The organism is Terriglobia bacterium (assembly GCA_032252755.1).
GTDB lineage: Bacteria > Acidobacteriota > Terriglobia > Terriglobales > Acidobacteriaceae > JAVUPY01.
Map to the genome: position 1 here is coordinate 64,165 of JAVUPY010000094.1, position 14,526 is coordinate 78,690.

Below are 14,526 nucleotides of genomic sequence, written 5' to 3' on the forward strand. Positions count from 1 at the left end.
AGCGTCCCCGCGAGTACATGCGAAGCAGAAGGTATTTTCATTAATGGGATTTAAGATTTGACGGAATTTTCGTGAAACGGCTTAACGATTTCTGGCGTGTGCCTTTCCACGCTTCTTCCGCGACTTTGCGGACGGCTCGGCAGGTTTCTCTTCACGCGGGCGCACCGGCCCCCAAACGATCGCCGACGAAAGGATCATCGAAGTCGTAGTCGCGACGTAGGGCATCAGCGAATCGATGGCCGACTCGAGATGGTTCATATCGGTGACGGCCATCTTCAGCACGAACGACTCCGCACCGGTAACCCGATGGCACTCGAGAACCTCAGGGCACGTCTTCGCCAGTTCGACAAAGTGCTGCAACTTATCGCCGGCAACATTCACGCGAATGAAGGCCGAGATGTTGTAGCCGCACGCCTTGGGATCGACCTCGGCCCGGTAGCCGCGAATGATCCCTGCATCTTCCATGTTGCGAACCCGTTCGGCGACCGCAGGCGTCGAAAGGCCAACCCTCCGGCCCAACTCGGCGAAAGGAAGACGCGCGTTCTCCTGTAACTCCTGGAGAATGTGCCACCCGATGTGGTCGAGCAAATGAGAGGCGGATCGCATACGCCTAGTTTGAGGGATGAGCTAACGGCAGGTCTAGTGCGGGAATCACAAATGGCAAGAACCACGGCCACGGAATACAATCTCATATGCGGCGACGTTTTCCTGCGGCAGGCCCATGTAGCGCTCGGTGTAGGTGGAGTCGTACAGGTGCCAGTCGGTGACGGGCGCGACGGAAACCCCGGCTTTGAATCGGTTACCGTGCGTCATGGCGTTCAAGGTCATGGTGCCGCCGAAACTCCATCCGCACCAGCCGAGTCGACTGGCGTCGAGTTGCGGAAACATTTGCAGCGCCTGGTCGAGCGACGTTAACTGGTCCTTCAATCCGATTTCGCCGAGATTGTGGAAGACGGCGAACTTTCGTCTGCGATTGCCTTGGTGGCAATGTACGGGTGGGGAGCAGGCGCGCCGAAAGTCTTATCTCTGCAGATACAGCAAATAGATTCGCGCCATCTGGGCCAATGCGATGAGGATGCCGAGCAGGAAGAAAATTGTGCGTGAGGTTTCGGCGGAGAAACCAGTAGGTAGGTTGACGCCGCCGCGACGTGCGAGCGCAGTGAGCAACCGGTCCTGTTCGAGGACGAAGTCGGCGACTGGGCGGTGAAGTGCCGCCAGTGTCAGCCCCATCATCAATTTTGCCAACTCAATCAGCACGGTTAAAAGGTAACTTTTCCTCCCGGGGAGACTCAATCCGGCGAATCTCCTAGCCCCAGCGTGTTAGAATTTTCATAGTCTCACCATGCATTCCGACCTTGCCCAACTCATGGATTTACAGCAGGTTGAGAACGAAATTGCGCGTCTCGCCGCTGAAGTGGCCGCCCTGCCAAAACATCTACACGCTATTGAAGCCAAGCTGAATTCCGCCAAGGACCGCGTCGAGAAGGCCAAAGCCGCCATAAAGGCGGACGAAATGGCCAAGCGCAAGTACGAATCGGAGATCCAGGGCCAGCACGAAAAAATTCGCAAGTTCCGCGAACAATCCTCTTCGGTCAAGACTAACGATCAATACCGCGCACTGATGAACGAGATTTCCTTTGCCGAACAGGAGATTCGCAGCCTGGAGGATAAGATCCTCGACTGCATGGAAGACGCGGAAAACAAGGAGCGCCAGGTCAAAACCGCGGAAACGGAGTTGAAGGCCGAAGCTGCCGAGATCGAGAGGGAAAAGGCCGAAGCCCGTGCCCTTACAGAAAAAGATGAAAAAAGGCTCTCCGAGTTGCGCGTGCAGCAGTCGTCAATTCGCGCAGCAGTCGGCGAAGACAGCTTGCGCCAGTACGACCGCGTCTCCAGGCACCGTGGCACCGGTATCGCCGAAGCTCGTGACCAGCGTTGTCTCGGATGTCAGATCATGCTGCGGCCCCAGGTCTTTGCCGAGGTTCGCAAGGGCGAGCGCGTCATCACGTGTGACTCCTGCAGTCGCCTGCTGTACTACATTCCTTCGGAAGAACCGGAGACGGCTTTCCGATCCAATGTCACCGTTGAGCGCACATGGATGTTCCTGCCGCACGTTGGCGAACGCGGCGTGTTTGCCGTGTTCGTGAACAACAAGGGCAACGCCTCCATGCGCACTTTTGACATCGAAACCGGGCGTTTCCTCGAAAAGCATTCTGAAAAAGGGAAGACCTACACCCAGGCTTTCGGCCACCAGATGGAGCACGGCCGGGAATTGTTCGTCGACGAGGCCGGACTCGAAGACGAAAAAGAGCAGCTTCCGCCGGAGGCGCTGCAAGACCTGCGCCGCCAGATTCCGCACTCGCAGTCCTCGCCGGCCGCAGAATAGGTGGCGCACCATGAAACGGCTCTGTCGTTTTTTTCCGTTGTTGTTGCTGTTCGCGCCTCTCGCATTCGCCCAAGGCTATCAGCAGACGGTTCAATTCAAGGTCATGCTGGTCTGGGCCAATGGGCATAATTTCAGCGACAAACAGGACGTAGAGGGAATGCCTGGAGTGCAAGGCAACAATCGCGATTCCGCTGGCCAGCCCATCAGAGGGAATGCCGTTTCCAACATGGCAATCCGCATCGCGGTGCTGAACGACATGGGGCAGACCATAGCGGAAACATCCCCCAGCAGCGAAGGCTACGCCACCTTCACCGTTGTTGGCTCCGTTCGGAACGCGCAGGGACTGACACAGGACGTGAGCTATCGGGTTCGTGTTTACGGCGCCAGTATTGAAGAAGAAAACGTTGAGAACGTAGTACCTGCCGAAGGCGACCGGATCTTGACGGTCCGGATCCATCGCAAGGGAGAGAACAACGCGAAGGCGCCCGGCGGGATCGTTTCGACGACATCCCTGAAGATTCCCAAAAAAGCTGAAAAGGAAGTAGACCGGGGCAGCAAGGACTTCGATGACAAGAAGTACCAGGAGGCGCGGGACCATTTCCAGAAGGCGATCGATATCTACCCCAGCTACGACGAGGCTTACAACGGTTTGGGCGCAACACTGGTCGAGATGGGAGATATCGGTGGTGCCCAGAAGGCTTTCGAAACATCGATCCAGGTGAATGACAAGTACGCGCCCGGCTATCGCAACCTCGCGCAGATCGCCGCGAGCAACAAAGATTTCGCCAAAGCGGCGAGCCTGCTCGAGCGATCGCTCGCCTTGGAACCGATGAATGTCGAGGCACTCTCACGCCTTGCGCAGTTCGATTACATCCTCGGAAAGGACACCGCGGTTCCCGAACTCGTTCGCAGGATGCACAGCCTTCCGCATCCCGGCCAGGCACTGGCGCACTTTGCCGCCGCCGCCTCGCTGGAGCGGATGATGAAGCCGGACGAAGCGATCGGCGAGTATACGCTTTTCATCAAAGAAGCTTCTCCGGAGAACACGCTGATATCGGCAGCCAAAGCCGCCATTGCGCGCTGCCGTGAGAAACTCAACGAACCGACCACCCAGTGACACGCAAGAGTGAAAATCCAATCGTAACCGTGAACGCACGCGGCGCCGCTCGCCTGCGGGGAGGCCACCCCTGGGTTTACCGCTCCGATGTCGCATCCGCCGACGGAATCCCACCGGGAAGTATCGTGACAGTAGTTGACTCGCGCTCACGCGCTCTCGCGACCGCGCTCTACAGCACCGCCTCGCAAATCGCAGTGCGCGCGATATCGCCTGAGGTCGTTTCGGCGCGCGAGTGGAATTCGCTACTTCGCAGGCGCATCTCGGAAGCCGCCGCGTTCCGCAGCAGGGTAGTACGCGACTCTGACGCCTACCGCGTCGTCTTCAGCGAGGCCGATTTTCTCCCCGGCCTCATGGTCGACAAATACGGCGACTATCTTTCGCTCCAGGTGCTGACCCAGGCAATGGACACGCGCGACGCCCGCAACACAATCGTCGGCACGCTGGTCTCGGAATTGTCGCCAATCGCTATCTTCGAACGTGTGGAGCCGCGTATTCGCGAACTCGAGCAGATGGAGCCACGAACGGATTCTTTGATCTGGTCGCGGCTCAGCGGGGAAGTTCCGCCGAAAACCACGTTCACGATGAACGGCCTGAAATTCCTGTTCGACACCGAGTCAGGACAAAAGACCGGCGCGTTCCTCGACCAGCGCGAGAACTACGTCGCCGCAGAACGTTACGCATCCGGCCGCGTGCTCGACTGCTTCACCTACCAGGGGGGATTCGCGCTGCATCTGAACCGTGCCTGCGAGCAGGTGACAGCCGTGGATATGTCGCGGGCGGCGCTGGAAGCGGCGGAACAGAATTGGAAGATGAACGAGGCGGCGTTCAGTGGGCGCGAGATCGAGTGGATCGAGGCCAATGCCTTCGATTTATTGCGCGATTATGCCGATCACGGCGAAAAATACGACATCATCGTTCTCGATCCGCCGGCGTTTGCGAAGGCGAAATCCGCCGCCGCGAAAGCCTTGGGCGGCTATAAGGAATTGAACCTCCGGGCACTCAAGATGCTCCGAGCAGGCGGCAAATTAGTCACTTGCTCGTGCTCGTATCACGTGAGTGAGGGTGATTTTCTCGAGATGCTGGCTTCGGCGGCCGCCGATGCGCGCCGATCGGTGCGAGTGCACGAAGTGCGCCGGCAGTCGCAGGACCACCCCGTCCTGCTCAACGTGCCCGAGACGCATTACTTGAAATGCGTGATCTGCGAGGCTCTATGAAGGTGCTGATCGTTCTGGGCTTGGTCGGCCTGGTGCTGATAGTCTGGCTGCGAATCAATCGGGACAAATGGAAGCCGGAAGAGTGACCACATTCAATCCAGCCTGTATTTCTTCCTCTTCTCCAGTAAAGTCTTTCGGGTAATCCCCAGAATCTCGGCTGCCTTCGACTTCTTGCCGCGGGCGTAATCGAGAATCTCCGCGATGTATGAGCGTTCGAGATCCTCGAGCGTGGGTTTTCGAGTGGATAACGAGGTTTGCCTCACGTGTGCGGGAAGATCTTCGAGCGCAATCTCTCGTGTTGTTCCGAGTACCACTGCGCGCTCGATGATGTTCCGCAACTCGCGTACGTTTCCCGGGTAGGAATAGGATTGCAGCGCCCGCCGCCCATCCGCGCTTATCGTCATCGTGCCCCGCCGGTGCACATCGCACAACTGCATTACGAACATTTGCGCCAGCGGAGTGATGTCGCGCGGCCGTTCACGCAGGGGCGAGACAACCAGCGGCACGACATTCAATCGGTAAAAGAGGTCTTCGCGGAACGAATGCTGCGCAACGGCACGTTCGAGATCTACATTCGTGAGCGCGATGATGCGAGCTTCGAGCTTCACCGGTTTCGTTCCGCCGAGCCGATCGAATGTACGTTCCTCGAGCACGCGCAGCAGTTTTGCCTGCATCGCGGGCGTGAGCGTGCCGATCTCGTCGAGGACGATTGTCCCGCGCCCGGCCAGTTCCATGCGTCCGCGCTTGCGATGAGCCGCCCCGGTAAACGCGCCGCGCTCGTAGCCGAACAGTTCGCTTTCCAGGAGTTCGTGCGGAAGGGAAGCACAATCGATCTTGACGAGGGGTTCGTCACGAGTCGCGCTCAGAAAATGGATTATGGAAGCAAGATGATCTTTTCCGCTGCCGCTTTCGCCACGAATCAGAACCGTTGAGGCTGTTTTAGCAACCTTGGTGGCTTGGTCAAGAAGGCGTTTAGAGGCAGGGTCTTCGGCGACGTAGCGGTCGAGCACGCTGGGATGGTGTTCCTGATCGCGCGCGGAACCTGTCGCCTCTTCTGCCATGGCCTATTTCTTCTTGCCGCGAGCTTTGATTGGTCGCCGCGCCACAGTCTTTCGCGCGCTCTTCCTGGCTGTTTTGCGAGCTGGCGTCTTCGTCACGCGTCGCGCCGGTTTCGTGGATGCCGTTCGCGCAGTTGCTCTCGCCGGCTTCTTCTTCCCGAACACCTCGGCCGACTCAAGCTTTTTCGCCGACTTCCACAGCCGCTCCAGATCGTAAAACTTTCGCGCGCTCTCGTTGAAAATGTGAACAACAAAATCCACGTAGTCGAGCAGGATCCAATCGCCGCGATCATAACCCTCACGATGGTTTGGCTCGAAGCCGGCTTTGGACAAGCGTTCATCCACCTCGTCGGCAATGGCCTGCACCTGTCGTGGGTTCGCTCCGCTGCACACCACGAAGAAATCGGTGAAAGCGCTGGACTCCTTCGGCAGTTCCAGCACGCTGATGTTTTCCGCTTTCTTCGCCTCGGCCGCTGCCAGCACCAACGCGACTTGCTCTCTGATCTCGTTCTTCTTCATCCGGTTCGTTCCTTGATCTTCAGGTTCTTCCCAATGTGCTTCGTGCCCCATATCTGCCGTTCTCAGCAGATGTGGGTCGCCTACTCCCGCCTTTTTCCACCCACGATCTGCAGTCCCGCGCGATGCTTCTTTGCCTCGCGCTCCTGCCTCGCCTTCTCTCTGTCGGAAACATCTGGCAGCGTCTCCGCGCCTTTCTTGTACAGCCCTTCCTTGCGAATGTACTCGGCGACGGCATCTCCAACCATCGACTCCAGTTTCTTTCCCGATTCCGCCGCCGCGCGAATCTTCGTCGCGGAAACCGGCTCGCTTACATCGTCCAACAGATGGATCGTCGTTTCCGGCAGCACCATCGATCCATGAGCGTTCGCCGAACGAAATATTCTCGTGACCTCATCCCGCGGACGCATCGAGTCCGGCAGCGCCTTCGCAACATCCGCCAGCGAATACCCAGGGCGGCTCGCCACGATGAACTCGCATTCGTGTAGCAACTCTACCGGGCTACGCCACTTGGCAATGTCGAGAAAGGCGTCGATTCCAATCAGGAAAAACAATTGGTCGCTCTTCTTTAGCGTCTGCTTAAATCGCTTCACTGTGTCGATCGAGTAGCTCGCCAGCTTGCCCTCCGCCTGGATGACCTCGGGCGCCTCCAGCAGCGACGGGATAAATCTCTTCTCTCCCGCTACCGCCAGCGCAATCATCGCCAGTCGGTGATAGTAGGGCGTGACCGCCGTCTTGGCCTTGAGCGGCTGAATATCGGCAGGCACGAAATAAATCTTGCCGAGCTTGAATCGCTCGGCAGCCGCGCGCGCCACCGCAAGATGTCCACGATGAATCGGGTCGAAGGTGCCGCCAAATAAAGCCAGGTTCATTCAGTTCTCAATCCCGGTTCTCAGTTTGCTCTACATCGAAGTGCGAGGTCTAGTCTCTTGCGCGTTTCGGCCGAGTCGTTTTCTTGGCTGCTTTCTTTGCCGGCTTCTGAGCGATTCTCTTGCTAGTAACCGCCCTCGATTTCGCCGCCTTGCCGCTTTTCGATTTTGCTTTTCTACCCAAAGACTCTGTGCCTCTGCGTCTCCGTGGTGAGTCGATCCTGTGCAATCGTTCGCGTTGTTTCTTTTCAACCCCGGGCAGTCGCAGATCTGCCTTTTCTCCACTGACCTCGGCTGCTCGAACCTGCTCGACATACCGCGCCATCGCCCACTGCAATTCCTTAATGCCCTGCCCAGTAACCGCGGAGATTTCAAAGAACGGCATCCGTTTCCGCGCGGCGTACTTTTTGACCTTCGCCAGTTTCTCCGGGTTGGCGACATCGGCCTTGCTGGCGACGACGATCATCGGTTTCAATTCGAGATCGGCGCCGAAGTTCGCCAACTCGCCCATAATGACCTCGAAATCCTTCACCGGGTCGAGCCGCCCGCTCGCATCCGAAACATCCACCAGGTGCGCCAGCAATCGCGTGCGCTCCACGTGGCGCAGGAACCGCGTTCCCAATCCCGCACCTTCGCTCGCCCCCTCAATCAATCCGGGGATATCGGCAACAACATAACTGACCACGTTCGGCAACTCACCGAGCGCAACTACGCCAAGATTCGGCTGCAATGTCGTAAATGGATAATCGGCAATCTTCGGCCGCGCCGCCGAAATCCGCGAAATCAGCGTGGATTTTCCAACATTCGGATACCCGACCAGTCCAACATCGGCGAGCAGCTTCAGCTCCAGCCGCAAATGGCGTTCTTCACCGGGTCGGCCCAACTCGTGCTCGCGAGGAGCCTGGTGTGTCGACGTCGCAAAATGCTGGTTCCCGCGTCCGCCCCGTCCGCCTCGCGCAATCACCAGACGATCATCGGCGGTCTGAAAGTCATGGACGAGATCGCCGGTGTCCTCGTCGTAAACCAGCGTCCCGACGGGAACCTTCAGAATCACATCTTCGCCTTCGGCTCCGGTTCGATTCGAGCCCTCCCCGTGACGTCCGCGCTGCGCCTTGTACTCGGGATTGAAACGGAAGTGCACCAGAGTGTTGTGCTTCTCGCTGGCTTCCATGATGACATCACCGCCGTGACCGCCATCACCGCCCGACGGGCCCCCGCGCGGAACGAACTTCTCCCGCCGAAAGGCCATGCAGCCATTGCCGCCATCACCGGCTACCACCCGAATTTTCGCTTCGTCAACGAACATGGGAGTCGAAGGTCTGAAGTCAAAAGTCGAAAGCTAAGAAGCCTCAGTCTTTCGACTGTCTGCAAAGCAAAAGGCCCCGCTCGCCACGAGGCCTGCTGTGAAGCCGTATCCCGCTCCTGGTGGAACCGCGCCCCACCCCGTCGTAGTTAACAGATGTAGGTCTTGCCGATCCGTGTCGCTTACGCCTTGGCGGTTTCGAGCGGCTCGATCACGACGAACTTGCCCATGCGTCCGCGATCGACAAACTTGATCTTGCCGTCGACCTTAGCGAATAAGGTGTCGTCTTTTCCGCGGCCAACGTTGAGGCCCGGCTTGATGCGCGTGCCGCGCTGCCGAACGATGATGCTGCCTCCGGGAACAACCTGTCCGCCGAACGCTTTTACGCCCAACCGCTGCGCATTCGAGTCGCGGCCGTTTTTCGATGAACCTAAACCTTTTTTATGTGCCATGACAAAATCCTCTAATTTCTTTACGAACCACTAACCACCGTCATCCCGAGCGGAGCCGCGCGTTGTCTGCGCGGCGTAGTCGAGGGACCCGCGGCTACTTCTTCTTGCTCGAACCCTTCTTCGCTGCAGCCTTCTTTGTGGGAGCCTTCTTCGCAGCAGTCTTCTTGGCAGCCGTCTTCTTCTTCGGCGCAGCCTGCTTAGTCTCGTGCTCTGCCTTGGGTTCAGCCTCTTCCGCCTTCTTGGCCTTCACCTTCTTTTCCGGCAACGCCGGAGCGTCAAAGGTCTGTCCGTCGAACGCAATCTGCGAGATGCGGACCTCGGCGAATCCCTGCCGATGCCCCTGCAGCTTCTTGTACTGCTTCTTGCGTTTGAACTTGAAGACCAGGATCTTGTCGGCGCGACCTTCGCCAATCACCTGTCCAACCACGCGCGCGTCCGACGGATTCGAAATCTGACCGTCGCCGCCGCTCACGGCCAGCACGTCAAAGCTGACGTCGCCACTTGCAATATGCGATTCCGAGCGCTCCACACGGACGACGTCTCCGGGGCTCACGCGATACTGTTTCCCACCGGCGCGGATGACCGCGTACATAGCAATGCCTCCAAACCTTCGCTCCCCAGACATACTACGGGCGAGGAGCCCTAAAGGAATTCAATCTGTGCGCTTGCACTTCCCCGGAAAACGGAACACACATTCACGCTGGGACCGACGGTCACCACAGGGGTTCCCTAGACGGGACGTAGCAGTACAGGCAAACCATTGAATTTTACGGGAAAAGTGGCAGGAAGGTCAAACCGCAGTCGATCAACGCCTGAATTGACCGAGCAGCACCGATAGCGCGAACCCGACGAGCATGACCCCGGCGACGCGGAGTATCGCGGTCATGATTTTGGTGTTCAGAGTCGCATTTCCGGAGTCGGCGGTGGATTGATGTTCGCATGTCGTTCACGGAGGCCCGTGGTCCAAGCGTTGTATCGAACTGAGAGGGGCCGAGCCCAAATGACGAGCACCAACCCCATCGCAGTACGGCTAGCGCGATGTCCAGTCTCAGTACCAAATCACCTCCTTTATCTGGGCCACAACCACCCAAATACACCCGCCGCGAGCAGCGAATAAATCAACCCGTCGATGACCTCTTTGATCGTCATTCCCCACGGCTGGCCCTTCCATATTCCGTTCGCTAGCGGTCCAATGCCGAGAGCCATGAACGCGGTCGCGCCGACTATGCGGAACACCACCAGGTATTGAACACCGGCCGACAAAGTATGCGCGGCGATATATGCAGCGAAGAACGCGACGATCAGGCAATACACGAACCATAGTCCCAGGTACTTCCCCATGTTGATCTTCCCGGGCTGGAAGATCGTCATGTGCCCGACTGGTCCCTGCTTATACTTCTCCACCATCTCAGGCTTGTTCATCTCCTGGTGTGTGCAGTGCGGAAAAATGTACAGCCCGCGCTTGAGATTCGCCGAGCGCAACACGGCCACCACCCTGTCCTCGTCGGGAAGCCTCGAGTAGTCGTTCTTGTGATACGGCAGCACCATGTGCAGGATCGAGCTGGCGATGAAGATCACCACCGCCGAAAGCAGTATCGGAAGCCAGAGCGCGGAAAGAGTGGCCATGGAGAGAGACTCCTTCGTGGATGTGAAAGCGAGTTGGGGGAGAGTAGCTTGGGGCGAGGCTTTGGTCAAGAGGAGGGTACTGGGTTCTGGGCGAGTCCCCAGTACCCAGCACCCATCAGTGCCGATGCAGATCCTTGTGCATGATCTTCCTCGTCTCGTGCAGGCGGTCGTCCGCAGGGAGATCGATCAGGTACCGGTTCATATCTTCATCACGCTCCTGCTTTAGCAGATTGCCGACGTAATCGATCATGCAATCCGGGAACACTCCCTCGCGGGTATAGAGATCTTTCTTCTGCGCCAGCACGCGGGCTGATTCCACGCAGCTCTTCGGCAGCGGCGGCAATGACGCGACCAGTCTTTGATCGTGGAAGATGTTGCCTTGCACGTAGAACTTGTCGGCGATTTCAAGCGCCTCGTCGTGCGACATTCCCCATTGTGCCGCCATTGCGATCCCAGCCAGCAGCAGGTGAACGATGGCTGATCCGTCGGGCGAGCGTAGTTCTACCGTCTGCCGCCCCTCGCGATCTTCGAAGATGGCCTTCTGCTGCGGGTTGAGCGTTCCGGCCAAATGTTTCAGGTCGCGCCAGCCCAGCGGCACGCGAATCATCGCCGAGCGGTTCATATCGCTCCAGCAGATCCGCGTCGGCGCCTCCTGGTTAGGCACCAGCCGCAGGTACGCCGAACTCACTGTATTGCCGAACGCCGTCAGGGTATCCGCATACGTGCAGAGCCCCCCGATAACGCGTTTCGCCGTCTCGCTCAACCGACCGGCATCGGTCATAAGGTTCTTGCCGTTCTTCCGCACGTCCATATGGACGTGGAACCCATTCCCGGCAACTCCCTCTTCGATCTTCGGTGCGAACGTCGCCACGCATCCGTGCTTGTAAGCCACGTTCCGAATTAGCCACCGCGCCAGCACCAGGTGATCGCCGGCATCTTCAATCGGCGTCGGCAGGAACTCGATCTCCAACTGCTCGGCGCTCTTGCCTTTGATCTCGTCGAGGTTCGAGCGGACGCTGTCGATGTAGCCGACCTCGGCGTGCGCGTACTTTACCGCCCCGGTGATCTGCGAGATGTAGCGCATCATCTCGTTCAGGATCAGGCCGCTCTTTATATAGGGCGACGCGGAGTGATATCCGCGCTGGCGGTCCGGCGGAAACAGCGCCGTCGGCCAGTCGCTCAGCAGGAAGAACTCCAGTTCGCCCAGCGCGAACAGGTCGCAGCCGATGGTCTTACGAAACAGCGCCGCGGCATTGTTCAGAATTGTGTCCGGCGCAAAAGGCGCAAGCTGGCCTTCTCGCGTGACGTAACGACAAGTCAAATCCAGCGACGCATCGTCGAACGGGTTCAGGAACGCCGTCTTATATAGAGGCACGACATAGAGATCGCTGAGCGCGGTCTCGACCATGCCCTGAAACAGCGACGACCCGTCCACGCGCTCGCCGTCGGCCAGCACGCGCTCGGCCTGGAAGCGATTCGCCACCGGGATCTTCAGTTCCTTGTACTTGCCGTCCAGCGCCGTGTAATGGAACGTGATGCGCTCGATCTGGCGCTCCTGGATGACGCGGATCAGGTCTTCGCGCGTGAACTCCTCGCGCGGCTTGTCGACAATAAGAGAAATAGGGTTGGTCAGCGCATAGGGCGCGGCAACCGCCTCGGCAACCGTGGACATAGTTCGAACTCCACTTTCCACGCTACCGAGACCCGCAACCGTCTGTCACGGTCATCCGTCACAACGCGGCAGGTACAAGGTGCAAGCCCCAAGGTGCGAGATCGAGGCGCCCTGCAAACAAATATGGACTCGGCTTTTCGACGGAACTAAACTTTGGCTCCCCGGGAAAGGTGCTCTGGCAGGATGCACGCACTGCGGAAGAATCTGTGCTGGCTGTTCGGATTTTCGTCGTTAGTCTGTCTGCAACTCGTCGTTGAAAACATTTGGCTTATCCTCCAGCCGCGCTCCTCTTCGCCGCTTCACGGCAACCTTGTTGTGGCGGTCTTGTACACTCCCGTCACAGCTGTGTTCGCTGTGGCGTGGTGGACTGTCTGGAGAGACAAGCCATCAGGGCGGCATTGGGGAATTACCGCGAGTTTGATTGTCGTTCTAATGTCGGTATGGCCGTTCATTTTCTTCTTGCGATCCTTCCCGCCCTCGGCGTTGCGTCTATTTGGGATTCTGTTGCTATTTGGAGTTGTTGGTCTCATCGCCTTCTGGCGGAGGTACGACCTGGTATCCAGTTCTGGTGCAAAGGCGAACCCGCCAGTTGCCGGGGATGGAACATCGAGGGCAATTTCTCTGCTTACCGAGCTCTTAGCAGTCTGCGCTGGCCTCGGAATCTTTTACTGGTGGGACAAGTGGCTCCACCTGAAAGGAGTTCCACCAAGCACAACATATGTTCCAGGTATCGTAATCTTCGCACTGATCCTCCTGGTAATTGTGGCTTTGCACGAACTGGGACACACCTTAGCGGGCATTGCGCTTGGCATGAAATTGCGCGCCTTTCTCGTCGGGCCTTTGCAATGGCGGATTCGCAATGGCAGATGGGCTTTTGATTTTAAACTCGCGGAACTTCTACCGACGGGCGGCGGAACCGGTATGGCCCCCGCGACGGCTGATTTCTCTGTAAGAGACAACCTGTTGATGATCACAGCAGGCCCCTTTGTCACATTGGTGACTGGATCCTTGGCGTTGTGGCTCGCGATCTCGGAACCGGGCGACTCTCCGCTCCAATTGCATGGAGTACTCGCACTTTTCGCGGGCTGGAGCCTCCTTCTGGCGGCAATAAACGTGATTCCTTTTCAAACAGTCGAGAGTTACTCCGACGGCGCAGCTATTTATCAGCTCCTTATAGGTGGCCCCATGGCGGATTATCACCGCACCATGGCAATCATCGGATCAAGCCTAGTCACGCCCATGCGAGCAAGAGACTTCGATATCGCAGCAATTCAGCGGGCGTCGAACTTGATTACGCAGGGAGTCCGCGGAATGCTTCTGCGGCTTTATGCGTATATGTATTTCCTCGATCAAGGAAAGAATGCCGAGGCTCTATCTGCATTACAAGATGCCGAAGCCGTGTACAACAACTGTGCGTCAGCAGTCTCCGGCGAATTGCACGCAGAGTTCGTGTTCGCAAATGCCTATCTTCGACGCGACCCAGTTGCAGCCCGCGAATGGTGGAACCGAATGGCGGCCAGGAAACCTACTCACTTCAAAGTGGATTACTGGAAAGCCTTCAGCGCCTTACGGTGGATTGAAGGCGACCTGAAGGAAGCCAACGAAGCGTGGGAGAAGTCAAACACGTATGCGCAAGAACTTCCGAACACTGGAGCTTACGAGTTTGATCGACACTGTTGCAGTCTGTTGCGCCGGGTCATCGATGAGGCCGCCGTCAAGAGTACATCGGCATAAGGAATTGGGGCTGTGGGCAAGAAATCCGCGTCCATCCGCCCACAATCCGCGACCGTTGGTTCGAAACTTCGAATCAGGCATCTAACCACGAGAAGATTTTCCAAAAATCAATCACACGAACCCCGGATTTTGCGGTTTTCCGGCCATTCCTGTTAGAATCAATGTTTTGCAACAGAGGATTTGAGACTGCTATGAAGGCTGCTATTCACCCAACTTACGACGAAGTACGCGTCCTGTGCGCGTGCGGACACTCTTTCACCACTCGTTCCACCCATAAGGGCGACATCCACGTGGAAATCTGCTCCAACTGCCACCCGTTCTTTACCGGCAAACAGAAAATGCTGGATACTGCGGGCCGCATCGAGCGCTTCCGCCGCAAATACGCCAAGAGCGACGCGAAGAAGTAACTCCGCACAATCCAAGATTGACGGTGCCCCATTCTGGCTTTTATGGCCAGGGTGGGGCTTTTCACGATTCGAGAACACGCGTTCGAATCTTTCCAACCCTCATCTATTCTTGTCTGGCCTCTTCAGGCACATTGGGAATTGAGAACTGATGGGGCCGTTGTCTTTGTCCAATCCC

The 14,526-nt window shown here is 57.7% G+C and carries 15 protein-coding genes and 1 pseudogene; 5 read left to right on the forward strand and 11 right to left on the reverse strand.

Going from position 1 to position 14,526, the window contains the following annotated elements:
* Positions 1 to 81: 81 nt before the first annotated feature.
* The 3 genes and pseudogenes from ROO76_23565 to ROO76_23575 form a co-directional block, all read right to left on the reverse strand.
* Entirely contained in the window at positions 82 to 606 is a 525-nt protein-coding gene (locus ROO76_23565; GenBank protein ID MDT8071146.1) for an Lrp/AsnC family transcriptional regulator, read from the reverse strand.
* 45 nt (positions 607 to 651) lie between these two features.
* Positions 652 to 945 (reverse strand): annotated as a pseudogene (locus ROO76_23570) (prolyl oligopeptidase family serine peptidase).
* A gap of 75 nt (positions 946 to 1,020) precedes the next feature.
* Complete coding sequence (locus tag ROO76_23575) at positions 1,021 to 1,293, reverse strand: hypothetical protein (protein ID MDT8071147.1); 273 nt, start codon at positions 1,291 to 1,293, stop codon at positions 1,021 to 1,023.
* 49 nt (positions 1,294 to 1,342) lie between these two features.
* Here ROO76_23575 and ROO76_23580 point away from each other — a divergent pair, with 49 nt between their 5' ends.
* The 3 genes from ROO76_23580 to ROO76_23590 are packed head-to-tail and all read left to right on the forward strand — an operon-like array spanning position 1,343 to position 4,714.
* Positions 1,343 to 2,383 carry a C4-type zinc ribbon domain-containing protein gene (locus ROO76_23580; protein MDT8071148.1) on the forward strand — a complete coding sequence of 347 codons (1,041 nt, stop codon included), beginning with the start codon at positions 1,343 to 1,345 and terminating at the stop codon, positions 2,381 to 2,383.
* 10 nt (positions 2,384 to 2,393) lie between these two features.
* Entirely contained in the window at positions 2,394 to 3,500 is a 1,107-nt protein-coding gene (locus ROO76_23585) for a tetratricopeptide repeat protein (protein ID MDT8071149.1), read from the forward strand.
* Positions 3,501 to 3,529: 29 nt separating this feature from the next.
* Positions 3,530 to 4,714: a class I SAM-dependent rRNA methyltransferase gene (locus ROO76_23590; GenBank protein MDT8071150.1), complete on the forward strand. Its 1,185-nt coding sequence runs from the start codon at positions 3,530 to 3,532 to the stop codon at positions 4,712 to 4,714.
* Positions 4,715 to 4,806: 92 nt separating this feature from the next.
* On the opposite strand, the gene ROO76_23595 is transcribed toward ROO76_23590, so the two are convergent.
* The 8 genes from ROO76_23595 to ROO76_23630 all read right to left on the reverse strand — a co-directional run bounded on the left by ROO76_23595 (position 4,807) and on the right by ROO76_23630 (position 12,210).
* Positions 4,807 to 5,775 (reverse strand): sigma-54 dependent transcriptional regulator, encoded by a 969-nt coding sequence (locus ROO76_23595; GenBank protein ID MDT8071151.1) that lies wholly within the window; start codon positions 5,773 to 5,775, stop codon positions 4,807 to 4,809.
* 3 nt (positions 5,776 to 5,778) lie between these two features.
* Positions 5,779 to 6,291, reverse strand: coding sequence for a ribosome silencing factor (rsfS, locus tag ROO76_23600; GenBank protein ID MDT8071152.1), 513 nt, complete (start codon positions 6,289 to 6,291; stop codon positions 5,779 to 5,781).
* 80 nt (positions 6,292 to 6,371) lie between these two features.
* Positions 6,372 to 7,160 carry a nicotinate-nucleotide adenylyltransferase gene (gene nadD / locus ROO76_23605; protein MDT8071153.1) on the reverse strand — a complete coding sequence of 263 codons (789 nt, stop codon included), beginning with the start codon at positions 7,158 to 7,160 and terminating at the stop codon, positions 6,372 to 6,374.
* Between the two features lie 49 nt (positions 7,161 to 7,209).
* A complete protein-coding gene (gene obgE / locus ROO76_23610; GenBank protein ID MDT8071154.1) occupies positions 7,210 to 8,463 on the reverse strand; it encodes a GTPase ObgE in 1,254 nt (417 codons plus the stop codon).
* Positions 8,464 to 8,642: 179 nt separating this feature from the next.
* Positions 8,643 to 8,912, reverse strand: coding sequence for a 50S ribosomal protein L27 (gene rpmA, locus ROO76_23615; GenBank protein ID MDT8071155.1), 270 nt, complete (start codon positions 8,910 to 8,912; stop codon positions 8,643 to 8,645).
* Positions 8,913 to 9,006: 94 nt separating this feature from the next.
* Complete coding sequence (gene rplU / locus ROO76_23620; protein MDT8071156.1) at positions 9,007 to 9,504, reverse strand: 50S ribosomal protein L21; 498 nt, start codon at positions 9,502 to 9,504, stop codon at positions 9,007 to 9,009.
* A gap of 476 nt (positions 9,505 to 9,980) precedes the next feature.
* Complete coding sequence (locus ROO76_23625; protein ID MDT8071157.1) at positions 9,981 to 10,538, reverse strand: hypothetical protein; 558 nt, start codon at positions 10,536 to 10,538, stop codon at positions 9,981 to 9,983.
* A gap of 115 nt (positions 10,539 to 10,653) precedes the next feature.
* Positions 10,654 to 12,210 carry a glutamine synthetase family protein gene (locus ROO76_23630; protein MDT8071158.1) on the reverse strand — a complete coding sequence of 519 codons (1,557 nt, stop codon included), beginning with the start codon at positions 12,208 to 12,210 and terminating at the stop codon, positions 10,654 to 10,656.
* Between the two features lie 183 nt (positions 12,211 to 12,393).
* Between ROO76_23630 and ROO76_23635 the strand changes: the two genes are divergently transcribed.
* Positions 12,394 to 13,944, forward strand: a complete 1,551-nt coding sequence (locus ROO76_23635) for a M50 family metallopeptidase (protein ID MDT8071159.1) — start codon at positions 12,394 to 12,396, stop codon at positions 13,942 to 13,944.
* 191 nt (positions 13,945 to 14,135) lie between these two features.
* The gene (gene rpmE, locus ROO76_23640; protein ID MDT8071160.1) at positions 14,136 to 14,351 is read left to right on the forward strand and encodes a 50S ribosomal protein L31; all 216 of its coding nucleotides are present in this window, start codon (positions 14,136 to 14,138) and stop codon (positions 14,349 to 14,351) included.
* Positions 14,352 to 14,526 lie beyond the last annotated feature (175 nt).